24 protein-coding genes and 2 tRNA genes are annotated in these 21,264 nt (G+C 42.6%); 11 read left to right on the top strand and 15 right to left on the bottom strand.

Annotated elements, in window-relative coordinates; translation table 11 throughout:
- Window positions 1–6: 6 nt before the first annotated feature.
- Genes CH367_RS15900 through CH367_RS15890 form a run of 3 tightly spaced genes read right to left on the bottom strand, consistent with a single transcriptional unit; the run spans window position 7 to window position 1,883 of the window.
- The gene (locus CH367_RS15900; protein ID WP_100763479.1) at window positions 7–519 is read right to left on the bottom strand and encodes a YaaR family protein; all 513 of its coding nucleotides are present in this window, start codon (window positions 517–519) and stop codon (window positions 7–9) included.
- Window positions 516–863: a bactofilin family protein gene (locus tag CH367_RS15895; protein ID WP_010573154.1), complete on the bottom strand. Its 348-nt coding sequence runs from the start codon at window positions 861–863 to the stop codon at window positions 516–518. Before CH367_RS15895 ends, CH367_RS15900 begins: the two co-directional genes overlap by 4 nt.
- Window positions 864–1,883, bottom strand: coding sequence for a M23 family metallopeptidase (locus tag CH367_RS15890; RefSeq protein WP_100763478.1), 1,020 nt, complete (start codon window positions 1,881–1,883; stop codon window positions 864–866). It lies immediately after the preceding gene.
- Between the two features lie 119 nt (window positions 1,884–2,002).
- Between CH367_RS15890 and CH367_RS15885 the strand changes: the two genes are divergently transcribed.
- The 5 genes from CH367_RS15885 to CH367_RS15865 all read left to right on the top strand — a co-directional run bounded on the left by CH367_RS15885 (window position 2,003) and on the right by CH367_RS15865 (window position 7,922).
- Window positions 2,003–2,812, top strand: a complete 810-nt coding sequence (locus CH367_RS15885) for a TatD family hydrolase (RefSeq protein WP_100763477.1) — start codon at window positions 2,003–2,005, stop codon at window positions 2,810–2,812.
- Window positions 2,805–4,058, top strand: a complete 1,254-nt coding sequence (gene serS / locus CH367_RS15880; RefSeq protein ID WP_100763476.1) for a serine--tRNA ligase — start codon at window positions 2,805–2,807, stop codon at window positions 4,056–4,058. The genes CH367_RS15885 and serS overlap by 8 nt, the downstream gene beginning before the upstream one ends.
- Before the next feature lie 103 nt (window positions 4,059–4,161).
- Complete coding sequence (locus CH367_RS15875; protein ID WP_100763475.1) at window positions 4,162–5,433, top strand: OmpA family protein; 1,272 nt, start codon at window positions 4,162–4,164, stop codon at window positions 5,431–5,433.
- 62 nt (window positions 5,434–5,495) lie between these two features.
- Window positions 5,496–6,344, top strand: a complete 849-nt coding sequence (locus CH367_RS15870; RefSeq protein WP_100763474.1) for a substrate-binding periplasmic protein — start codon at window positions 5,496–5,498, stop codon at window positions 6,342–6,344.
- 3 nt (window positions 6,345–6,347) lie between these two features.
- Window positions 6,348–7,922 carry a hypothetical protein gene (locus CH367_RS15865; protein ID WP_100763473.1) on the top strand — a complete coding sequence of 525 codons (1,575 nt, stop codon included), beginning with the start codon at window positions 6,348–6,350 and terminating at the stop codon, window positions 7,920–7,922.
- A gap of 8 nt (window positions 7,923–7,930) precedes the next feature.
- Here the strand turns inward: CH367_RS15865 and recR are convergent, their stop codons facing one another.
- From recR to CH367_RS15840, 5 genes are all read right to left on the bottom strand, one after another.
- A complete protein-coding gene (gene recR, locus CH367_RS15860; protein ID WP_100763472.1) occupies window positions 7,931–8,524 on the bottom strand; it encodes a recombination mediator RecR in 594 nt (197 codons plus the stop codon).
- On the bottom strand, window positions 8,517–8,864 hold the full coding sequence (locus CH367_RS15855; protein WP_100763471.1) for a YbaB/EbfC family nucleoid-associated protein: 348 nt from the start codon (window positions 8,862–8,864) through the stop codon (window positions 8,517–8,519). Before CH367_RS15855 ends, recR begins: the two co-directional genes overlap by 8 nt.
- A 4-nt stretch (window positions 8,865–8,868) precedes the next feature.
- On the bottom strand, window positions 8,869–10,341 hold the full coding sequence (gene dnaX / locus CH367_RS15850) for a DNA polymerase III subunit gamma/tau (RefSeq protein ID WP_100763470.1): 1,473 nt from the start codon (window positions 10,339–10,341) through the stop codon (window positions 8,869–8,871).
- Between the two features lie 10 nt (window positions 10,342–10,351).
- Window positions 10,352–10,435: transfer RNA gene (locus CH367_RS15845), tRNA-Ser, on the bottom strand.
- A gap of 35 nt (window positions 10,436–10,470) precedes the next feature.
- Window positions 10,471–10,965 carry a nucleoside deaminase gene (locus tag CH367_RS15840; RefSeq protein ID WP_100763469.1) on the bottom strand — a complete coding sequence of 165 codons (495 nt, stop codon included), beginning with the start codon at window positions 10,963–10,965 and terminating at the stop codon, window positions 10,471–10,473.
- A 112-nt stretch (window positions 10,966–11,077) separates the two neighbouring features.
- On the opposite strand from CH367_RS15840, the gene CH367_RS15835 reads away from it, so the two are divergent.
- Window positions 11,078–12,697: an anti-sigma factor antagonist gene (locus tag CH367_RS15835; RefSeq protein ID WP_100763605.1), complete on the top strand. Its 1,620-nt coding sequence runs from the start codon at window positions 11,078–11,080 to the stop codon at window positions 12,695–12,697.
- Window positions 12,698–12,722: 25 nt separating this feature from the next.
- Here the strand turns inward: CH367_RS15835 and CH367_RS15830 are convergent, their stop codons facing one another.
- Entirely contained in the window at window positions 12,723–12,938 is a 216-nt protein-coding gene (locus CH367_RS15830; protein WP_100763468.1) for a transcriptional coactivator p15/PC4 family protein, read from the bottom strand.
- A 154-nt stretch (window positions 12,939–13,092) separates the two neighbouring features.
- Window positions 13,093–14,025, bottom strand: a complete 933-nt coding sequence (locus CH367_RS15825; RefSeq protein WP_100763467.1) for a ferredoxin reductase domain-containing protein — start codon at window positions 14,023–14,025, stop codon at window positions 13,093–13,095.
- A gap of 214 nt (window positions 14,026–14,239) precedes the next feature.
- On the opposite strand from CH367_RS15825, the gene lpxD reads away from it, so the two are divergent.
- A complete protein-coding gene (gene lpxD / locus CH367_RS15820) occupies window positions 14,240–15,298 on the top strand; it encodes a UDP-3-O-(3-hydroxymyristoyl)glucosamine N-acyltransferase (protein ID WP_100763466.1) in 1,059 nt (352 codons plus the stop codon).
- Window positions 15,299–15,358: 60 nt separating this feature from the next.
- Window positions 15,359–15,556, top strand: a complete 198-nt coding sequence (locus tag CH367_RS15815) for a hypothetical protein (RefSeq protein ID WP_100763465.1) — start codon at window positions 15,359–15,361, stop codon at window positions 15,554–15,556.
- Between the two features lie 181 nt (window positions 15,557–15,737).
- On the opposite strand, the gene CH367_RS15810 is transcribed toward CH367_RS15815, so the two are convergent.
- Window positions 15,738–16,352, bottom strand: a complete 615-nt coding sequence (locus tag CH367_RS15810; protein WP_100763464.1) for a DUF6935 domain-containing protein — start codon at window positions 16,350–16,352, stop codon at window positions 15,738–15,740.
- Between the two features lie 99 nt (window positions 16,353–16,451).
- Window positions 16,452–16,523: transfer RNA gene (locus CH367_RS15805), tRNA-Gly, on the bottom strand.
- Window positions 16,524–16,598: 75 nt separating this feature from the next.
- Here CH367_RS15805 and CH367_RS15800 point away from each other — a divergent pair.
- Both CH367_RS15800 and CH367_RS20865 read left to right on the top strand, forming a co-directional pair.
- Window positions 16,599–18,152, top strand: coding sequence for a carboxypeptidase M32 (locus CH367_RS15800; protein ID WP_165783315.1), 1,554 nt, complete (start codon window positions 16,599–16,601; stop codon window positions 18,150–18,152).
- On the top strand, window positions 18,145–18,474 hold the full coding sequence (locus CH367_RS20865; RefSeq protein WP_165783314.1) for a hypothetical protein: 330 nt from the start codon (window positions 18,145–18,147) through the stop codon (window positions 18,472–18,474). The genes CH367_RS15800 and CH367_RS20865 overlap by 8 nt, the downstream gene beginning before the upstream one ends.
- Here CH367_RS20865 and CH367_RS15795 read toward each other — a convergent pair.
- From CH367_RS15795 to CH367_RS15785, 3 genes are read right to left on the bottom strand one after another with little or no spacing between them, the layout of a single operon-like run.
- Window positions 18,471–18,857, bottom strand: a complete 387-nt coding sequence (locus CH367_RS15795) for a DUF423 domain-containing protein (RefSeq protein ID WP_100763463.1) — start codon at window positions 18,855–18,857, stop codon at window positions 18,471–18,473. The genes CH367_RS20865 and CH367_RS15795 overlap by 4 nt on opposite strands.
- A gap of 18 nt (window positions 18,858–18,875) precedes the next feature.
- On the bottom strand, window positions 18,876–19,463 hold the full coding sequence (locus tag CH367_RS15790) for a hypothetical protein (RefSeq protein WP_100763462.1): 588 nt from the start codon (window positions 19,461–19,463) through the stop codon (window positions 18,876–18,878).
- A 7-nt stretch (window positions 19,464–19,470) separates the two neighbouring features.
- Window positions 19,471–19,845 carry a TRL-like family protein gene (locus CH367_RS15785; protein WP_100763604.1) on the bottom strand — a complete coding sequence of 125 codons (375 nt, stop codon included), beginning with the start codon at window positions 19,843–19,845 and terminating at the stop codon, window positions 19,471–19,473.
- 165 nt (window positions 19,846–20,010) lie between these two features.
- Between CH367_RS15785 and rocD the strand changes: the two genes are divergently transcribed.
- Window positions 20,011–21,246 carry an ornithine--oxo-acid transaminase gene (gene rocD, locus CH367_RS15780; RefSeq protein ID WP_100763461.1) on the top strand — a complete coding sequence of 412 codons (1,236 nt, stop codon included), beginning with the start codon at window positions 20,011–20,013 and terminating at the stop codon, window positions 21,244–21,246.
- Window positions 21,247–21,264 lie beyond the last annotated feature (18 nt).

The raw sequence follows: 21,264 nt of genomic DNA, 5'->3' as shown, positions 1-21,264 counted from the left end.
AAATTTCTATTCTTGAATATCCAAGAGTAAACCGCGAATATCCGTTAACGACTTTAGAAGTTTAAAAGCCGAATTGCCTTCGTTCATGATGAGTTCCGCCAAGATCTGAATTTTTTCGTCGATGATTTTCACGACGTGATAGATCTTTTTAGCTTCACCCTTCATTCTTCTTGCGAGAGTTTCCACTCTCATGTTTTGGTCGATGACCGCTTTCGTAATCGCTTGGATATGTTTTTGATAGGCTTCTAAATTTCCGATGGAAGGTAGATCCAAAAATCTTTTTTCGATTTCGGGAAGATCTCTCCAAAGCGCGTTTAGATCTTTTGTCGTTTCGGAACCGGACGGAACGATTTCTTCCAGGATATCGAGAAAGGAAGAAGAAACGTTTTCAACCGCTTCCGTCGAATTGAGAGAACTTCCTCCGTTTAAGGAAGAAGCGCTATTCTTCTTACTCTTGGAAGTATTTTTGGTTTCGGTTTCTTTTCGAGGAGGTTGATAAGGTGGTATGAGTACTTTCAATGTGCAACTGGGTTGATCTTACAATTGCCTTCGAATTGTACTCCTTCTTCCATTACGATTCTCGGAGATACGATATCCCCTTTCATTCTGCAGGAAGCCAATAGAGTGACTCGTTCGCTCGCGTAAATATTCCCGTTGATTTCACCACCAGCGACGACAATTCGGGCTCTGATATCCGTATCGACGATTCCCGATTTGCCGATTAGGACTTTTCCTTCGGTTTTTATGGAGCCGCGAAAAATTCCGTCAATTCTTAAGAGACCGGAGAGTTTGAATTCTCCGCTAAACTCGGCGCCTTCGCCGATGATGCTATTTACGATTAAGTGTTCTTCTGTGGTCGCCATTCAGTCCTGAATCTGGTTGAGGAAAGCAAACGGATTGATCGCTCTTGTTCCAACGTGAATTTCATAGTGGAGCATATAATTCGGAGAAGCTTCGGTCTTACCGACGAAACCGATCACTTCCGTCTTGGAAACTTGCTGACCTTGTTTCACTTTCAATCGATCCATGTTCGAATAGATCGTCTTCCATCCGTATTTGTGGGAAACTTTTACGAAGTAACCCGTGTTTCTTGTAAAACCGATTTCGTAAACGGTTCCCGGCGCGGTAGCAAGAACTTCGGAACCCGCGAAAGATCCTATATCAACACCGCTGTTGTATTCTCTTCTTCCGGAGATCGGATTGAAATACGCACCGTATGGATAAAGAACATATCCTTTTACCGGCCAGATGGACGGGGTTTGTTTTAGGATGTTCTTTCTTTTTTTAAGAATGGAGATGATGTCTTGAGTGAGTTCGTTACTGATTCTTAAGTTGTGAACGTCTTCCTTCAATCTGAAAACGGCCGCGCCTTCGGGAAGATCGTTGGTTTGAGGATTCACGGCTTTCGGTTCGATAATGGATGGAGGTTGAGTGGAAAGTTGTTCCGCTCCGCCGATTCCTTTGGAAACTTTTGCCGGATCACCGCCGAGTCTTACATAAAGTCTCGCCAATCTTCCGTAATAGTATTCCACGTATTCATGAAGAGAATTGATTTCTTCTTTCATCTTCGCCGATTGGCGGATAAAGTCTTTGTTGGAAAGATTGAGTTCTGTGAGTTGGTGAACGGAACCGCTATGGCTTAAAACGTTGATAGAACTGATGATAAGAAGAATGAAAATCGTTCCGATAAAGATGGAAATCGCTCTATAAGAGATGTGAAAGTTGATGGTTTTTTGTTCCGAGTGGGGAATTACCATCACAGTGAGTCTTTCTCTTCCTTTCTTATTGAGTTCGGAAAGTTTTAGATCCAGTTTGAGCTTGTACTCTTGGTACTTATAGCGGAGTCTATAGTAGATCAGTGCGGAAGTTGCTTTAATATCCACGGTTTATGTCCCGAAACTTGGTTTTTAGCCGAACGCTTTCACCTGTCTGAAGAGATCTTAAAAAATCTCTTTTCAGTCAATCGAATTCACAAAAAGTGACTCACTAAAACCGGATTTCTATGGTTTCTATCGCCGATACACATTGTCACCTTGATATAATACAGTCCCAAGGTTTGGAAATTGCAGATTCTTTAAAAAATGCAATGGCGTCTGGCGTAAAGAAGATCGTCCAAATCGGAATCGATCTTGAGAGTTCTTTAAGGGCGCAATCCATAGCGAACGAATATTCGAATGATTCGTTAGAGATTCGATATTCGATCGGTTGCCACCCGACCGAAACGCATGAGTTTCCCAATAAGGAAGAAATCTTAAAACTCGTTTATGCAAACTTAGGCGATTCTAAACTTTCCGCGATCGGAGAGATCGGTCTCGACTACTATCACACCGCCGATACGAAAAAACAGCAGGAAGAAATTCTCGAAGCCTTCTTGGAATGTTCGGCTAAGACGCAGTTGCCCGTTGTCATTCATTCTCGGGACGCAAAAGAAGATACGATTTCCATTCTTAAGAATTTCCGCGACCGCGCGTTCGGAGTGATCCATTGTTTTACATACGACTATCCGACCGCAAAAGCGTTAGTCGACATTGGATATTATATTTCTTTTTCGGGGATTGTCGCGTTTAAGAATGCGACTGAAATTCAAGAGGCCGCTCAAAAACTTCCGTTGGAAAGTATGTTGATCGAAACCGACGCTCCGTTTCTAGCGCCACCTCCGTTTCGCGGAAAAAGAAACGAACCTTCTTATATGAAATTTATCTTAGATAAGATGTTCTCCCTCAGACAAGAATCGAATGCCGAGGTGGAACGTATTCTTTTTGAAAACAGTATTAAATTTATGAATCGTAAGGCGTACCATCACAATGCTTGATCTTCGTTATATCACGGAAAACACCGAAGACCTCAAAAAAGTTTTAGAACTTCGAGGGTTTAAAGAAATCGGAATCATTGACGAATTGAAATCGATCATTCAAAGAAAACGCGAGTTTCAAAAGGAAGCGGACGTTTTAAGAGAAGAAAGAAACAGAGTCAGCAAGGAAGTCGGTAAGATCAAACAATCCGGTGGAGACATCACCGAAATTTCCGCTTCCGTAAAACTCGTCGGCGAAAAGATCAAAGAAATCGAAACAAAGATGGAGCTGGAAGAAACGGCTCTGCTCGATATCAATTTAGGGCTTCCTAATATTCTCGACCCGAAGGTTCCGGAAGGAAAATCCGAACACGACAACGTGGTTCAATACGAAGTGGGAAAAATTCCTTCTTTTTCCTTTGCTCCGAAACCGCATTTTGAAATCGGAGAAGCGTTGAATTGGATCAACTTCGAGAAAGGCGTAAAACTTTCCGGCGCAAGATCGTATACGTATTGGAAAGACGGCGCGAGGTTGGAAAGAGCGTTGATGAATTTTATGCTCAATGTTCATACGCAAGAACACGGTTATACCGAGGTTTGGGTTCCCGCCATGGTAAACGACGAATCCATGACCGCAACTGGACAATATCCGAAGTTCAAAGACGAATTCTATAGAATCGAAAAGGATGAGCTCAATCTGATTCCTACAGCCGAAGTTCCACTTACGAATTTATACCGCGATGAAATCATTCCCGAAGATCAATTGCCGATTTCGGTTACGGCGCACACATCATGTTTCAGAAGAGAAGCCGGATCCTACGGTAAGGATACGCGTGGATTGGTTCGAGTGCATCAGTTTCAAAAAGTGGAACTCGTAAAATTCTGCAGACCGGAAGAATCCGAAGAAGAACATAAAAAGATGCTTTCTCATGCGGAGAATATTCTTAAGAAATTGGAACTTCCGTATCGAGTCATCATTCTTTGCACTGGGGACATTTCCGCGAATTCTTCTATAACCTATGACATAGAAGTTTGGATGCCCGGTTTGAATCGATATATGGAAATTTCTTCCGTATCGAACTTCCGCGACTTCCAAGCGAGAAGAGGAAAGATCAGATACAAAACCAAAGACGGAAAGAATCAGCTGGTTCACACGATCAACGGTTCCGGACTCGCGCTTGGAAGAACGTACGCCGCGATTCTCGAAAATTTTCAGAACGCAGACGGAACCGTTCGTATTCCGGAAGCTCTGAAACAATACCTATAAAAAACGGATCTAATTTTCCGTTTTCCATACTTTTGCGCTTAGGTTTTTCCGAAAAGAACGGATAATCTACTTAGGGATTCTTTTAGAATTTTCGGAGTGGTTTATGCGTTCTTTTTTTCGTTTGATATATTCAATATTCTTAATCTTTCTTTTGCCGGTTTCGGTTGCTCCGCAAGATTCGTCGGCTTTGAACAAAACACAAAATTCCAAAATTTCAAAACCCGAAAAACTGAGAGGTTCTATCAATACGAATCTTAACGAATTCGGAATCAGTCTTACGGACGACGGAAACATTCTTTACTTCTATTCGAAACGGGAGAATTCCAATTACACCGATCTTTACAAATCGACTCGTGTGGGTGAGGAATGGACTCGAGGTTCGGAAATCGAAATCTTAAATTCCAACTTCGACGATCAAAGTCCTTTTATCCTAAACAAGGAGGAAGGAATTCTTTTTTCATCCAATCGGGACGGCGCTATAGAATTTCAATTATCGAACGGGAAGATCGGAGTTTCGCGAGATTTATACTTTTCTAAAAAAGTAAATTCTTCTTGGGCGGAGCCCGCCGTTCTTCCAAGAACCGTCAACACGGAAGAAATAGAAGAAAATCCGTTTCTGTTTAACAACCGTCTTTATTTTACTCGTTACCCTTTCGGACAAGTAGCCGAGGCGGATATCTTCGTATCGATTTACAAAAACAAAACTTGGGAAAAAGCGACAAGTTTGCCTGATCCGATTAACAGCGCTTATTCGGAAATTGCGGCGACGATCGGCAAAGACGGAAAAACGATTTATTTTTCATCCAATCGCCCCGGAGGTTTTGGCGGTTATGATTTGTATAAATCGACCATGCAGGAGAACGGAGATTTTTCAGAACCGATCAACTTAGGTCCCGAGATCAATACCGCCGGTGATGAAGCATTTTATCTGGAAGCCGGAGACGGAAGAACGTTTTACTTTTGCCGAAGAACCGGAAGGGATTACGATATTTATTCCAACGTCGTAAATCCGTTTCAGGAATTGGAAAAAGGAAAATCGATTTCACTCGATAGCATTCATTTTGCGTTGGGTTCGTATGAGATCCTTGAAAATTCTTTTTCGATTCTGGAGAATCTACATTCTTACCTGAAAGAAAATCAAAACGTGAGAATTAAGATCATAGGTCATACGGATCTCAACGGTGATACTCAGGATAATTTAATTCTAAGTCGCAATCGCGCAAATTCCGTGAAGGAATATCTGATCAAAAAAGGAATCGATTCCGGAAGAATCGCGACCGACGGCAAGGGAAGTTCGGAACCGATCGTTCCTCAAAAAAATCCGGATACGGATTATAAAAACCGAAGAACCGAGTTTCAGATTTTGAACCCTTAGAATTTACCTTTTCGGTTTAAAATGCTCTGGAAAAAAACGAGGATCGATTCATCTTTTGTTTCATGTTCGAGAAAAGAATCCTTTGTCCTCTTTTGATTCTCGTTTTTCCGTTCGCTTTGTTTTCTCAATCCGAATACTCGGGCTCTCGTTTGGAAAAAATTCTTTCCAAAAAAGAATTAGTAGTCGGGGTCAATAAACAATACGAACCTTTTTACATAGAGAATCCGAAGGACGGTTATCCGGGGATCGATGCGGAACTCGCGAAATTATACGCGGATTACTTGGGTGTTTCGTTGAAGTTGGTTCCTCTCAAAACGTTCCGTCAATTTTCGGAGGATATCCGCGCCGGCAAAATCGATCTCGCGTTAGCTGGAATGTCTACGGACTTGAACCGCGGAAAACAAGTCACCTTTTCCGATCCGTATCTTGTTACAACTCCGGCCGGTCTTGTGAGTAAAAAGATTCTTCCTCCCGAACCCGAAGGAAACATCGTTACTTCCAGAAGATTTATGAGTCTTTCCGATCTCACAACTCTCAGCGGGTTGGTGAGTTTTTCCGTAAGATCGAACACGACGAATCATATTTACCTTCAGAAAAAATTCGCAAAACTTCCGATCTACAGTTATCTTTCGGATTCGATTGCGGTCGACAATCTCGTCAGCAACAACGTGACTTGTTTCGTTGCGGACAGTTTTTTCATTCTTACCCTGCTCCAAAAAAATCCTTCTCTACGAGCCAATTATTTACCGCTTTTGGGGACGGTTCAAGAGGAGAATATCAGCGCCGCACTTCCTCAAAACGATCTGATTTTTGCGGATAATTTGAACTTCTTTATCAAGGAATTGAAACGAACCGGTGTTTTGGATGAGTTGAGAAGCCGATATTTTAATCAGAACAACTGGGTAAAATGATCCGTGTCCATTGACCTTTTGAAAAAGGCTTATCGCTTATATTACTTTGCGTTGATTCTATTTCCTTCCTTACTTTTTTCCCAAGAGATCGAAGAAAAAACGAAACTCGATTTTCAAGGAAACTACAGGGTGCGGGGGTTCAATCTCGGAAGAGATATTTATACTTCCCGTCAAACCGCGGCAACTCCTTACGATAAGAACGCTTTCAAAGCGGATCAGCAACAACAGAACCAAGCCGCCGCCGATAACGAACTCGCGGAAAGATTAAAAGGAAATCCCACGACCTTATCTCCTCAGAAGGAAGACATTTCGTATTTTGATACGAGGATGACCGTTAACATGAACTTCAACACTTCGAAATATTTCGAGGCGCTTTGGGGTGTTCAAGTCGGGGATATAACATTCGGTGGAAAAGGATTCGGTCAGAATTCGACGACCGGTCCGGGACAAGGCGGAGAAGCGGGGTTCACTTCTCCCGTGAACATTCAAACCACGTTTTTATATTTGAACTTTAAACTTCCGGAAGACGCGTTCAGTTTAAGAGTCGGTCAGCAACTTTTTTCATCCGCGAGAGGACGAGTTGTTTTTACGCCGGGAACCGGAGTTACTCTCAACAAAGATTTCCGTTTGTGGAACACGACTATCGAAGCCGGTTGGTTCGTTGCAAGACAAAACGCTCAACTCGATTTGGATAAGAATACCTACGCGGATAAAAATTACGTAGGAACGAACATTTACTTTTACGAAATCAAAACCAGTTTTTTCAATAACGTCAAACACGAACTCTATTCTTATTTTTTGGACGATACGATCTCTTCAATTGACAAGACGACTAACGCGAAAGGAAACGTGATCGCTTTGGACAGCGAAGTCGGTCAGTTGTTTTGGCACGGGTTTATGAACGAGATCAATCTCTCGAACTTCGGCTTTGTGGTCCACGGGATTTACAATCACGGAACCGTTCATTCTCTGGATCCGTATCGGGATGCTGTGGGAAACGTTCTCTACAATCGATTCAGCAAACACACTATATCCGGTGGAATGGCGGACCTTCAGTTTTCATATCGTTATAGCGAGAATTTAACGTTTAACTTAGTGGGAGTGGGGAGTACGGGAAGACCCGGATATGATAAGGACGGAACCAAAGCAAATTTAAGAGGCGGCGGTTACAAAACCTTGATGCCCGGATATTCCATATCTAACATCGCAAACGACTTTACCGGGGGTTACGCGCTTTTTTCCGGAAAGGATTCGAGTGGCTTGTATGAATACGGAATCAACGGAGACTTCGTCGTTTACGGTCCCCTACTCTTGACATTGGGTTATTACCGATTGTACGGAACAAAGTCGCCTTACATCGAAAACAATCGTTACTTCAACTTCGACAACGGATACAAAACGAGCACGTTCTTCGGACACGAGATCAATATCAATTTGCGTTGGAACGCGTTTCGAGATATGCAGATTCTGATGAGATCCGGTTACTTTGTAGCGGGCGACGGACTAAAGGCTTACTTGGATACGACACAGGGAAAAATTCTCAGAGAATTTTTCGTAACCGCGGAACATAGATTTTAAGAATCGATTTAAAGCTGAAGACGGGAACGAATCGCTCTTCCCAAAGTGTATTGATCCGACAACTCGATGGATCCACCGACGGTAATACCGTAGGCGATTCTGGTAACGCTTACGGAAAGCGGTTTGAGTTGATTGGCTAAATAATCGGCGGTTGCATCCCCTTCCAAGGTCGGGTTTGTCGCGATCAAAACTTCTTTAACTTGTTCGGGTTCGATTCTTTCCAAAAGTTCTTTGATTCTAAGATCTCTCGGGCCGACTCCTTCCAAAGGAGAAATCACACCGTTTAACACGTGATATTTGCCGTTGAATTCTCTCGTGTTTTCTATAAAGAAAATGTCCTCGGGTTGTTCAACGACGCAAAACGTATGAGTATCTCTTTTTTCGGAAGTGCAGATATCGCAGATTTCCGTTTCCGCATAAGAACCGCATCGTTTGCAAAATTTGATTCTACTTTTCGTATCCGAAAGCTGATGAACGAACTGATTGAAAAGGCCTTGTTCCAATCTCAAAAGATGAAAGCTGATTCTGAACGCACTCTTTCTTCCGATTCCAGGAAGAGAAGACAGCGCTTCTACCATTTCGTCGAGAAGATGATTAGCCAAGATTTCCGCCGAACATTTTGGAAATTTCGGAAAGATCCAAACCGCCGGAAGCGGACTGGAATTCGTAAGCGGTCGCTTCTCTTGCTTTCTTAAGCGCGTCGTTTGTCGCCGCCATAACGAGGTCTTCGAGCATTTTATGATCGTCCGCGTCGAAGAGTTGTTTGTTGATGAATACGTTCGTGATCAGTCCCTCTCCGGTCGAGGTCACAGTAACCATTCCCGCTCCCGCATCGCCCATCACACGAATTGCGGCGACGCGCTTTTTGACCTCTTCCATTTTTTCGCGGAAGGCTCCCATATTGGAAAGAAGTTCGGAAAAGTTTTTTATCTTATCAAACATAATGTTAAGAATCCAGTCTCGGAAACTTGTTGCCATCGACTTCGGTGCCGAGGAACTTTTTTTTAATTTCAGTGCTCGTATCGAACTTCTGTGGAATCGGTTCGGAAGTTGCTACGGGTTTTGTTTCCGCCGAATCCTTTTCAAAATTGGAATCCTGTTGATTAGACTCGAATTGAGCTTCTAAAATTTTAGAAAACGGGTCATCTTTTTTTTTAGAAGAATCGGTTTGAACGTCTTGCGTCTGCACCTCTTTTTTTAAAACGGAAGCTTGAGTGGAAACGGATTCGGGCGCCACATTCTTGGAACCTTGAACCATTAGAATCAAATGATTGATTCGGTCCACAAGACCGGCCAAACTCGGATACGTAAGTTCTTCCACGAGTTTTTTGATTTGGATTTCGGTGAAGACCTTGATCTCGAAAGAATTTCTCAAACGAATCGTTTTGATTCTTTCATAGATCTCGAAAAGTTTTCCGGAAAGAAAATTCAGTTTGGAAGAATCTATATTCTCGAAATCCGATTTCATTTTGACGAGATCTTCTTTCGGAAAATTCACCGATTCAGGATCGGCAAGAGAATCACGGATCAAGTTGAGAGTATGAGTAAACTCGATCGAATCCCATAAAAATTTATAGATGTCCTGACCTTCTTGGTAAAGGGATTCGAGAATTTCCAAAGCCTTTGAATGATTGTCCGGATCAACGAGACTTTTGATAAACGAAGTCAAGAATTCGATTCCATGATAACCGATCATCTTTCTGATTCCGGCGCCCATCAACTTGGAATCGGTAAACACGATCGCTTGTTCCATAAAGGAAAGCATATCTCGTACGGAGCCGTCTCCTTTCTTTGCAACCCAGAAAAGACCTTCCTGATCGTATTGAACGTTTTCGATCTTGCAAAGTTTTTCGGAATAATCCTGAAGAACGGACAAAGGAACTTTTTTAAAAATAAAATCCTGACATCTGGAAAGAATCGTTTCGGGAATTTTATGAAACTCGGTCGTCGCCAACACAAACACGATATGCGACGGAGGTTCTTCCAAGGTTTTTAAGAGGGCGTTGAAGGATTGGTCCGTTAACATATGGACCTCGTCTATTATATAAACCTTATATTTTCCGCCCATCGGCGCGAACTTAACGTTGTCTCTGAGTTCGCGGATGTTTTCGATACCACGATTGCTCGCCGCGTCGATTTCTAGAACGTCGCTGGAAATTCCTTTTGTGATTTCAGTGCAAGAATTGCATTCGTTGCAGGGTTCGTTATCGATTGGATTTTGACAGTTTAAACGTTTGGCGAGAATTCTCGCGATGGTAGTTTTACCGACGCCGCGAGGGCCGAAGAAGATATATGCGTGACCGATTTTTCCGGATTTAAGAGCGTTCTGAAGAGCGCCTATAGCAAGGTCTTGGTGAATTACGTCCCGAAATCTTTGCGGGCGATACTTCCGAGAAAGGACTTCGTGAGTTCCTGCCATAAAACGGAGTCGGAGAAGCCGGGATTCGAACCCGGGGTGCTTTTGGCACACATGCTTTCCAAGCATGCACAATAGACCACTCTGACACTTCTCCTGTAGCTTTCAGGAATTCTGCCAAGAGGTTGTACGTCAATTGAATTTCTTTCTTCTGGCCTTGAAAAACGATTTGAACGCTTCTTTGGAAATTTCGGCGGGTATGCAGACGAGTTCCGGGAAAAAATTTCGAGAATAGATCGTTTCGATGCTGAGAGAAGAAATTCCTTCTCCTTGTTTTGCGGATAAAAGATAAACTACCTTCGGAATTCTGGAAAGAAGAATGGTTCCCGCGCACATCAAACATGGTTCCAAAGATGTAATAAGAGTACAATCGGACAGATAACGGGTTTTTAGTTTTTCTTTAGCGTCTCGAATGCAAAGTATTTCGCTGTGAAAGGAAGAATCCGAATTCTTTTCCACTTCGTTGAATGTTTCGCTGATCAATTCGTTACGATGATAGATTCTCGTGAAGCTGGGAATTTCTTCTCCGTCGTGTAAGACTAAATCCTCCATTCTTTTTAAAAAATCGGAAAGGAGAATATCGTCGGTTTTAGGATTCGAATTTTCTTTGGAAGATGAGTCATTCATGGAAAGAATTCTTTTTTTTCGAGGTAGATTCTTATCATTTAGAGATTCTCACATCGACGTACTCTACAAATTCTTCTTGATCGGACCTTCGGTAAATGGTTTTTTCAACGCAATGATTCTCTCTGCTAAGTTTTTACATAACGAAGTCTCGGAAAACAGAAATAATTCCGTCTTAATACGTCTTAATTCTCCCACGGGTGCGACTAATCCGGATCGAAGACCGATTGTTTTGGGTTTGGCGATCGATAGAAGTTGGTCGATGAAAGGAGAAAAGTTGGAAGCTGTGATTCAATCGGCTTCTTCCTTGGTCAATTGGTTGACTCGAAGAGATTTTCTTTCCGTAGTCGCTTACGCGGAAGACATTCATGTGATTCAACCGATCGTTCAACTTGTGGAAAAAACTTCCATCGTCAATCGGATTCATACGATTCTTCCGGGAACATCCACCAATCTTTCGGGCGGTTGGCTTCATACACTTCGAGGTTTGGAATTATTCTCGGATCCTTCCGTTTATAAAAGAGCGATTCTTTTAACGGACGGAAATCCTACGCAAGGAATTACGGATCCGATCGATCTCATTCAGATCGCATCCGATCATTACAAAAAAGGAATATCGACTACGGTCATCGGATTCGGCGACGACTTTAACGAAATTCTTTTGAAGGACATCGCGGACGCAGGCGGTGGAAATTTTTATTATATAGAAAACCCGGAAGGAACGGGGGATATATTCTTTCGAGAGTTCGGAGACATCGGTTCCTTATACGCTCAATCGATCGAAACCAAAATCGTTTTCGGAAAGGATGTGGAATTCTTAGAATTGATAAGCGACATTCCTTTTTATACCGAAATGGACCCGGATCAACCGAGCAGAATCCGCGCTGTGGTGCTTCAGTGCGGGGATATGAGAGCGGACGATATTAGAAACATAGTTTTAAGAATCAAAACACATCCTGAAAATGTAATACACAATTCGAATCAAGATTCGGGCATTAAGATCACCGGTTCTTATTATAATCTTTCGGACAAAATGAAATTGGAGAACGTTCAATTTGATCTAAACCCGGATTGGAAATCGGATTCGATGAAAGAGGACGCTGACGTGATCGTGGAAACGATCGTGGCTCGTTCCGGCAAAACGTTGAAAAAGGCGAGTTCTTTGATCAAGGACGGATCTTTGGAGGACGCTTCCAAAGTTCTAAATTCGCTTATCAAAGAGGTGGATCACCAGATCGACTTGGCGCCCGAGGTCATGAGTTCTTTAAAATCCCGTTTGGAGGCACTTGAATCCAAGATTAAGGAGAATTCCAAAACCGCCGGAAAACATCTTATGGCCGGAGCCTCGGACATTCAGTACAGAAATATCGATCCGATCTCGGAGGACATAGAATACCACGATCAAATTTTCGCGTATAAGTCCGCGGGGGATATCGATTTATACAAATGTCCCGAACTGAAAGGGAACGTTCAGGAAAAGATGCACGAAGGTTTTCGTTTTATCATCATCAATTTAAAAGCTTCGTCTTACATCGATTCGTCGGCGATCGGAACTTTGATTCAGATCTCGGGTTGGTTAAAAAGAAGAGGTGGAGAATTGGTCGTTTCGGATCTGAGAGATTCGGTGAAGAAAGTTTTTTCCATCACCAGATTGGAGAGTCATATACGCGTCGCGGAAACCGAAGAAGCCGCTCGCGTTATCATCAACGACGTAATTCAAGAAAGAAGTATCTGAGTCACGTCGTTGAAAGCGGGAAGAATTATTCTTTGACTTCGCTTTCCGCTTCGATGACGGCTTCCCTAATTTGATCGTAAAGTTCGGGAGGGATCGCGATTCCTTTTTGAGTCGGTTTTTTTTCGCCGTCTTTATCGGTGTACCAAACCCGGAGATTCAGATATTTGATACCTTTGTATTCGGACACTTCCACTCGAATCACTTCGCCTCGGCCTTTGTCCACGTCGCGGATAACACCCATTCTTGATTCTCCCGTTGAGTTTTATTATACCAATATAAACAGTGAACACGAATTTCATCGATTCGTTTTTTGATTCTGATCGGGGTTCTAAAATAAAAAAGCCGAAAGAAAAGTGATCTCTTTCGGCTTCTAATTTTAAGAATTTAGAATACGATCAGTATGTTTCTACGAACAGCTGATGCGCTCCTTCGAGGTGGTGTTTGAAATCTTCGTAGGTTCCTGTGTCGCCCGCGATTTTTTGGATTTCTTCGATAACACCTTTTTCCATTCCTTTCGGACCACCGCAGATATAAAAACGTCCACCGCCGTTCAAAATCTTTTTCACTGCGTCCGCTTGTTCTTTCACTCTGTGAGAGATATACATTCTTCCGCCGTCGAAAGGATTTTTCTCTTCTCTGGAGATTGCGGTAACGAGTTTAAAGTTTTTATACTTAGCTTCCAGACCGCGGAGATAATCCATCATCACAAGTTCGTCGGAGTAAGGAGCTCCGTAAACAAGCGTGATGTTTCCGGTGAAGTTGATGAGTTTGTGTTCTAAAAGTTCTTCACTCATCCCGATAAAGGGAGCGATTCCGGTTCCGGTTGCGAGGAACATGATATCTCCGCCGAAGTCTGCAACTGGAAGAAGGAATTTTTTTCCGGAAGGTCCAGTCATTACGACTTCGTCTCCGGCTTTAAGATCGCATATATAGTTTGAACAAACACCTTTGAATTGAATGTTTCCGTTTTCATCATATACGTTATCTCTTTTGATGATGAATTCGATATTGTCCTCTTTCATTCCGAAAGAATAACTCGGGGAAGCGATGGAATAAAGTCTTACGGTGTAACCCGCGTCCGCCAAACCTTTCGCTTTCTTTTCAGGATCTTCACCGGGAGGAATTACCCCGCCGCTTTGTCCGATAACGTAAGGATAAGCGGCATGATCGATTGCAAGAGTGATTCTATGAACGAGAGACTCTCCTTCTTTTTTCGGTCTTTTACCGGTTCCCGCTTCGGGAGTCAATAGAACGTTGCTGATTACTTTAGCTTTGTATGGAGTCGATTTTTTGAATAAGTTGATCTGAGGTTCTCTAATCGGTTTCATGAGCGCGTGCGATTCCTAAAAATGAAGAATTTTCCAAATTTCCTACATAGTTTTAAGTGAGACCATTTCGTCAAACGGGATATTTCGATTCTATTTCCGCCAAAGTCCTAATTCTTATAAATCGAAATGGATCACCGAAACCTATGCTGTTTTTTTGCGTGACGCTTTAAGTCGTTCGTTTCTCCGTGTATCAACCAATTAAAACGAGGGAAACATGCCCCAAATTAAACTATCCGATCTCGCGAAAAAAGTCAGCGGATCGAAGATCACAAATTCAGCCGCTCCTGATACGATCTTGATTGAAAAGGTAACCCCGATTACCCCGGGAGCGAAGAATTCCATCAGCTTTCTTTCCACCAAGAAAATGTTATCCGAAGTTAAGAATACTCTTTCGAGCGTAATCTTGACCACCGAAGAGTTTGCAAAAGAAATAACTCTTCCTTGTCTCGTTGTTTCAAATCCTGAGTTGAGCCTTGTCGAAATTCTAAATTGTGTATACCCTCCTTATGTCCCTTCCGGAAAAATTTCTTCCTCGGCGATCATTCATCCGAGCGCTAAGTTGGGAGCGGGGGTTACCGTTGGAGAATACGTTGTCATCGGAGAAAATTCGGTGATCGGTGCGAACACATATCTGGAAGACGGAGTAAAGATTTCTAGAGATGTAACGATCGGAGAGGATTCTCATATCGGACCGAATTCGTCCATTCAACACGGAGTGATCATCGGTAAAAGATTCATCTGCTCCGGCAATTGTTCGATCGGTGGAGACGGATATAAATTCGTTACCGTGAACGGAATTCATCATAAAATTCCTCACGTTGGAACCGTAAGAATTGGAGACGACGTTGAAATCGGATCCTTGTGTGCGGTCGATCGCGGCGGATTGGAAGATACGATCATAGGCGATGGATGCAAATTCGATAATATGGTTCACGTCGCTCATAATTGTATATTAGGAAAGAATATTATTATCGCGGGACAGAGCGGTGTGGCAGGAAGCACGATCGTAGAAGATAACGTAATCATCGGTGGCGCTTGTGCGGTTTCCGATCATTTGCATGTACCGGCCGGAACCATTGTTGCGGGAGGTTCTTCCTTAAGAAATTCTCCCAAGAAAAAAGATATTTTCGTAGGTTGGGATTATGGTCTTACATTCCCCGAATATCAAAAAGTAAGAGTCAATATTCGTCATCTCGTGAACTTCCAGAAATGGTCTAAGAGAATCAAGACTCTCGAAAAACACGCCGGAATTGAAATCGAAGAGAAGGATTGAGCTTGACAGAGCCTAAAATTAGAAGCCATTCTTTCCCTTACACCCTTTTGGAGGATTCCCGTGTATTCCCGAGCGAACGAAGATAACCCGGAAACCAAACCGGAAAGAATCTCCCGTAAGCCGGATCCTTCCCGAAGCAAGAAGATCGGAAAGTTGTTGGAGACTTTGGCCGACAGCATTTTGGAAAACGAAAGCACAAACATCGTTTTCTTAAATGAGATTCAAAACAATAGATCGGAAAATTCGATTCAAAGATAGAATCGGATTTTCGGAACATCTCGAATCGGTTCCAGAAACGGAACCGATTTCTTGTCCCGCCTAATTTTACTTAAGTTCAATCAACTTCATTCAAATTTTAGAATATTCGAGAAACGAGATGGAGCGTCGATTTGTCTCTCAAATATTCCCATTTCGCCTTTTCGAAATTTTCACACGAAACTTACAAATCATCGGCGGGATTTTTCGTCGCCGGTTTTTTAATACCGACTAGAAGACTTGAAAATTCTTGCGCTTTCCAAACTCCTTTGGCATTCTTTTTCAAAGTGACCGGTCTCGGAGTATCCGCGCCCGAGGACGGAACGAATAATTTTCTTTGACCCGATTCTTCCGTTCCGCTGAAACGATTGGCTGTAATCGTAAAGCTATAAGGCGGGTTGTTAGGAACATATCCGTTGGAAGCCGACGAACCCGGGAGATACGATCCGATTAGATAAGAATGTTGTTCGATTTGTCTTTTTACGAGATCGATCAAATTCCGATTTAATGAGAAACCTTTATAACCGTTCGCGTCCTGAGTTAAATGGGAAGAATCGACCACAAGAATCAAAGCCTTGATCCCCTCTTCCTTGTTTTTTGAATATAGATCCAAAGCCGCAATCAAAGAGATCAATGCCCCTTGAGGAGTTACGGATTGTTCGTTTCGAAAGGACTCGAAGGAGGTAAGATCCTTTGGCCAAGAAGCCGCACTCACGTTGACGGATTCCGTTTGAGAATAGATTCCGAACGGAACCAAAGCACATAAAAGAACGAAGAGCAAAAGACGAATTCGATTCATAAAGCCTCCGAAAAGTAGGCTATAATTTATTGATTATTTCGAAATTGTCGAGTGAAAAGCGAACTTAAGAAATCGGTGGTGAAGGGGAAAGAGAGATTATGCGGGCAGAGGGACTCGAACCCTCACTGGAAGCTTGGAAGGCTACAGTGCTAGCCATTACACCATGCCCGCGAATCGTGCAAAAATCATTTTTTTAGGGTTAGGGTACTTGTCAATCTAAAAGAAGATTTTTTACTATCCAATGAGATGAAAGAGTATGAGAACCTTTTTTCCGATTCAATTCGGAACGAACTAAAATCATTCGCGGAATACAGAGTCGCTTATCAAGAGATATCTACGCTAAGAAATATTCTCAGCGTTCTTCATTGGGATTCCGAAATCACTTTGCCCGAAGAAGGAAGGTCGGAACGAGGTTCGCAGATCGGACTTCTATCAGGTTTGATTCATTCCAAATACGCCGGAGAAAGTTTTTATAAGCTTGCTCAGAAAGCGAGAGAAGAGAACGAACAAAAAAATCTTCCCGGACAAGCCGAAAGAAAAGTCGAGTTTGAAAGATTGTTTCTAGACTTGGATCGTTCCCGTCGTCTTTCTCAAGAACTTGTGGAAGAATTTTCCGTTACCACAAGTAAGGCGCACGCGGTTTGGGCAAAAGCGAGAAAGGAGAATCGTTTTTCGGACTTTGCTCCGATTCTTACCAAGATCGTAGAACTCTGTAAAAAACAAACCGAGTGCTACGGTTATCAAACTGAAGCATATGACGCGTTGCTCGAAGGTTATGAACCCGGCGAACGAGCAAAAAATTTGGAAAAGTTATTTTTCAATTTGAAGAATTCTTTAAAACCTTTGGTTGCAAGAGGGAAGAACGTAACAAATCCGTTTCCGCGGGAAATTCCAATCTTTCTTCAAAATAAACTGGGAGAGGCTCTTCCCGGTATTTTAGGATTGTCTCAAAAGCTTTCCCGTTTGGATGCAAGCGAACATCCTTTTTCGACCTCGCTCGGAAGTAAGGATAAGAGAATTACCACGCGGTACGATTTGAAAGATCCGCTTTCGTCTATATTCAGTATTTTGCATGAAACAGGACATTCTCTTTATGAAGCGGGAATTTCCGAAATTGAAGGCGGTCCTTCGCCTTTACACGATTCCGTTTCTTTAGGCGTTCACGAGTCACAAAGCAGGCTTTGGGAGAATCAAGTCGGCAGATCCAGAGAATTCTGGGAAATGTATTACCCAAGCTTATTAGAAACTCTGAATATAAAAGAATCCGAACTTAGCTTTTCCAAACTTTTCGCGTATATCAACCAATCCTCTCCGTCCTTGATTCGAGTGGAGGCGGATCAAATCACTTATAATCTTCATATCATTCTTCGATTTGAAATCGAAAGAGATTTGATCAACGGCAAAATCGGCGTTTCGGAACTTCCCGAAATCTGGAATACAAAGATGAAGGAAATGTTCGGCATAAAAGTTCCTTCCGATCGAGAAGGGGTGTTGCAGGATGTTCATTGGAGCGGCGGTGCTTTTGGTTACTTTCCGACTTATACGTTAGGAAATATTTATTCGGCTCAACTCTTTCAATCTTTCTCCAAAGAAAATCCGAATTTTCAATCCGAAGTAAAGGATAGAAAGGACTTTTCTTCTCTTCTGAATTGGCTTAGAAAAAATGTCCATTGGAAGGGAAAATTCTATTCTGCGGAGAATTTGATTCGGACCGCTACGGGTTCCGATCCGGATTCTTCCCACTTGGTTCAATACCTCGAAAAAAAACTTATCGAATTGGAATCGATCAATCATGGATGAAAAAGAAGAACTTACAGTAAAATCTTTCGAGGAAATTTCATACTTCGACAACTTAGCGCTTTATTATCTTTGCAACGAAACTCCTCCGCAAACCTTAGCCTTGGCTTTTTTGATCGGTGATAGTAAAGTTTGCGGCTCCATGCTCGGAGTTCTGGAAGGAAAAAGAAGAGAATACGTTCATCAACTTATGGCGGAACAAAAGGACACGGAAACTTCCAAAAAAGAATCCGCGGTTCAGGGTTTGTTGATCATCGCCGAGGGTTTAATTACCAGAAAGTTGATCGAGAAAAAAGGAAAATTCTACTTCGGAACACAGCGTTAGTCGTTCTTTGACCCGATCGCGGAAAAACCTAATAAGGCCCAGGCAACTAAAAAGGAAACGCCGCCGATCGGAGTAATCGCTCCTAAAATTCTAATTCCGGTGATCGCCAAAACGTATAAAGAACCGGAGAATATTAGAATTCCTGCAAGGAATAAAATCGAAGAAATCCACGCCGCCTTGCTTCGATTTACGAAACCTGTGATGGCCAAAATCAAAGGAAGAATGCTGTGAATCAAGTGATAACGATTTCCGGTTTCAAATACGGCGAGTAAATCCGGGGTGATAATCGTTTTCAAAGCGTGCGCTCCGAACGCGCCCAAGGCAACTCCGAGAAACCCGGATAAGGAAGAAAGGATGAGAATCGTTTTTTGTTTTCCCGTCATAACTCGAGTGAAATTTATTCAAAATTCCTGAATAGCATAACTTTTGAATCGAATGCATCTTTTCTGAACCAACCAAAATAAGAACGCGGTTTGTTCAATGTCCAATCTCGAATCGAAAAGAGCTTTGATCTTATTCTTTTCCATTTCCAGTTTCAGTTCGTCATAAAAACTCGTCTTTCCGAAAACGAAGGACACGGGAACCAAGGATTCTTTGTCTCCCTGTCTTAAGGGAAGAATCAACGTTACTCCCCTTTGGCACCCTTGACTTTCTCCTTCAAAACGTATGATTCTATGATTGGACCAATCCCAATCGTCCAAAGAACCGTGGAACATGTCCTTGTGCGGAAGCGAGGAGGTCGAATGTATAAAACCGTCGAATCCGAATAAACGCAAACGTGTGGACGCATTCCCGTAATGAATCGAAGGATCTCTGAAATAAGTTCCTGCGATGGAAACCCGATTTTCAGGAGATAAAATCGCGTCCGTCGGATACGGCATCGGGTTTCGTTTAACAAGAGTTCTACGATTACCGATCGGCAAGGCGCAATTCAAAAATAGAACCGCGCTTAAAAATGCTAAGACGGAGAACCGAATCCATGAATTCATAATATTCTCAGTCTTTTTTCATCAATCGATGAGGTAGTTTCACTCCGATTCCGGTCACCCTCGTGCATTTATAAAAGTAAAGGTTAAAGAATATCGATTTAACGTAATAATCGGTCTGAACGTCGAAAAGAAGATCGGCCTTGTCTTGAATCGCGTTTTGCACCGCGGCTTCGTAACTTTCGTCACCCGTATAAACCAGCCAAAGCCAACCTTCCCCGCAAGCTTGGCCGCTGAGTTTTCCAACCGGTTCCATTCCTCGAACGTCCGTGTAACTTTGCGAGTAGAACCAACCCGGAGTTTTTACATTCGTGTAAAGACAGTTGCCAATTGTAATAAATGTAATGCAAAGAATCAGATAAGTTCTCATCGATAATGTTTTCATTGTTCGGTCCTGAGTTGTCTTAAAACTTCCGAAAACTTTGAATCTGAAAAACCAAAAGTCAAGGTAAAAGAACTGAGATCGAATTTTCATAAGAAAAAAATCCGGTTTTGATTGGAGTAAAAAAATTTCCTTGTGTCGATCGAAACTTGTTCTTCAATAGGAAGTATGTCGCTCGTTAAAGATTCGTCATATTACATTCAATTGGAAAATACGTTCGGAGCTTCGAATTACGAACCCTTGCCAGTCGTTTTAGACAAAGGCGAAAGAATTTATTTATACGATGTGGAAGGAAAACGTTACTTCGATTTTTTATCGGCGTATTCCGCGGTCAATCAAGGGCATTGTCATCCGAAACTTATACAGACCTTGATCGAACAATCACGGAAGTTGACGTTAACTTCAAGAGCGTTTTATAATTCTCAACTTGGAGAATACGAGGAATACATCACAAAGTTACTCGGTTATCAGAGAATTCTTCCCATGAATACCGGCGTGGAGGCCGCAGAGACCGCGGTTAAACTTTGTAGAAAGTGGGGATACAAGGTTAAAGGAATTCCGGAAAACCAAGCCAAGATCGTTTTTGCATCCGGCAATTTTTGGGGAAGAAGTATCGGAGCGATTTCCGCATCCACGGATCCTTTGAGTAAAAGAGAATTCGGTCCCTTTGTTCCCGGATTCGAAATCATTCCGTTTAACGATCTTGAGGCGTTGAAAAATTCTCTGCAAGATAAGAATGTCGCCGGCTTTATGGTCGAGCCGATTCAAGGAGAAGCGGGAGTGATCGTTCCGAGCGAAGGTTATCTCGCGGAATGTAAAAGACTTTGTTCGGAAGCGAACGTGCTTTTGATTCTCGACGAAGTGCAAACCGGTCTTGGAAGAACCGGAAAACTTCTCGCGGGCGATTATGAATCCGTTAAGCCCGATATCCTCGTTTTAGGAAAAGCTCTTTCGGGAGGAATCCTTCCCGTGTCTGCAGTTTTATCCAGTAGCGAAATTATGTTAACGATTCGTCCCGGAGAACACGGCTCTACGTACGGAGGAAATCCTTTGGCCTGCGCCGTAGCCAAAAGCGCATTGCAGGTGTTAGTGGAAGAAAAGATGACCGAGAACTCGAACGAAATGGGAGAGATCTTTCGAAAAAGAATGAATCATCTAAAATCGAAATACGAAGACATACAGGATGTTCGAGGAAAAGGTTTATTGAATGCGATTCAATTTAAGGAAAAAAACGGAAAGTCCGTCGCAAAGGATGTTTGTAAAAAACTTCTAAACTTAGGCGTTCTTGCGAAAACCACACACCATCATACGATTCGATTCGCGCCTCCTCTTGTAATTCGTGTCGAAGAAATGAACGAAGCCTGCGATATTATCGATCAAGCCGTTAAGTTTTGTCTTGACTAAGAGAAATTTCAAAATATC

The sequence above is a fragment of the Leptospira barantonii genome (genome assembly GCF_002811925.1).
GTDB classification, from domain to species: domain Bacteria; phylum Spirochaetota; class Leptospiria; order Leptospirales; family Leptospiraceae; genus Leptospira; species Leptospira barantonii.
This window is presented reverse-complemented; position numbering and strand designations above follow the sequence as displayed.

What these genes read in the sequence shown, in the direction of transcription:
- CH367_RS15895 (WP_010573154.1), bottom strand. Translation starts at nt 863, where the DNA reads ATGGCGACCACAGAAGAACACTTAATCGTAAATAGCATCATCGGCGAA.
- CH367_RS15885 (WP_100763477.1), top strand. Translation starts at nt 2,003, where the DNA reads ATGGTTTCTATCGCCGATACACATTGTCACCTTGATATAATACAGTCC.
- serS (WP_100763476.1), top strand. Translation starts at nt 2,805, where the DNA reads ATGCTTGATCTTCGTTATATCACGGAAAACACCGAAGACCTCAAAAAA.
- CH367_RS15875 (WP_100763475.1), top strand. Translation starts at nt 4,162, where the DNA reads ATGCGTTCTTTTTTTCGTTTGATATATTCAATATTCTTAATCTTTCTT.
- CH367_RS15870 (WP_100763474.1), top strand. Translation starts at nt 5,496, where the DNA reads ATGTTCGAGAAAAGAATCCTTTGTCCTCTTTTGATTCTCGTTTTTCCG.
- CH367_RS15855 (WP_100763471.1), bottom strand. Translation starts at nt 8,864, where the DNA reads ATGTTTGATAAGATAAAAAACTTTTCCGAACTTCTTTCCAATATGGGA.
- dnaX (WP_100763470.1), bottom strand. Translation starts at nt 10,341, where the DNA reads ATGGCAGGAACTCACGAAGTCCTTTCTCGGAAGTATCGCCCGCAAAGA.
- CH367_RS15840 (WP_100763469.1), bottom strand. Translation starts at nt 10,965, where the DNA reads ATGAATGACTCATCTTCCAAAGAAAATTCGAATCCTAAAACCGACGAT.
- CH367_RS15835 (WP_100763605.1), top strand. Translation starts at nt 11,078, where the DNA reads ATGATTCTCTCTGCTAAGTTTTTACATAACGAAGTCTCGGAAAACAGA.
- CH367_RS15830 (WP_100763468.1), bottom strand. Translation starts at nt 12,938, where the DNA reads ATGGGTGTTATCCGCGACGTGGACAAAGGCCGAGGCGAAGTGATTCGA.
- CH367_RS15825 (WP_100763467.1), bottom strand. Translation starts at nt 14,025, where the DNA reads ATGAAACCGATTAGAGAACCTCAGATCAACTTATTCAAAAAATCGACT.
- lpxD (WP_100763466.1), top strand. Translation starts at nt 14,240, where the DNA reads ATGCCCCAAATTAAACTATCCGATCTCGCGAAAAAAGTCAGCGGATCG.
- CH367_RS15810 (WP_100763464.1), bottom strand. Translation starts at nt 16,352, where the DNA reads ATGAATCGAATTCGTCTTTTGCTCTTCGTTCTTTTATGTGCTTTGGTT.
- CH367_RS15800 (WP_165783315.1), top strand. Translation starts at nt 16,599, where the DNA reads ATGAAAGAGTATGAGAACCTTTTTTCCGATTCAATTCGGAACGAACTA.
- CH367_RS20865 (WP_165783314.1), top strand. Translation starts at nt 18,145, where the DNA reads ATGGATGAAAAAGAAGAACTTACAGTAAAATCTTTCGAGGAAATTTCA.
- CH367_RS15795 (WP_100763463.1), bottom strand. Translation starts at nt 18,857, where the DNA reads ATGACGGGAAAACAAAAAACGATTCTCATCCTTTCTTCCTTATCCGGG.
- CH367_RS15790 (WP_100763462.1), bottom strand. Translation starts at nt 19,463, where the DNA reads ATGAATTCATGGATTCGGTTCTCCGTCTTAGCATTTTTAAGCGCGGTT.
- CH367_RS15785 (WP_100763604.1), bottom strand. Translation starts at nt 19,845, where the DNA reads ATGAAAACATTATCGATGAGAACTTATCTGATTCTTTGCATTACATTT.
- rocD (WP_100763461.1), top strand. Translation starts at nt 20,011, where the DNA reads ATGTCGCTCGTTAAAGATTCGTCATATTACATTCAATTGGAAAATACG.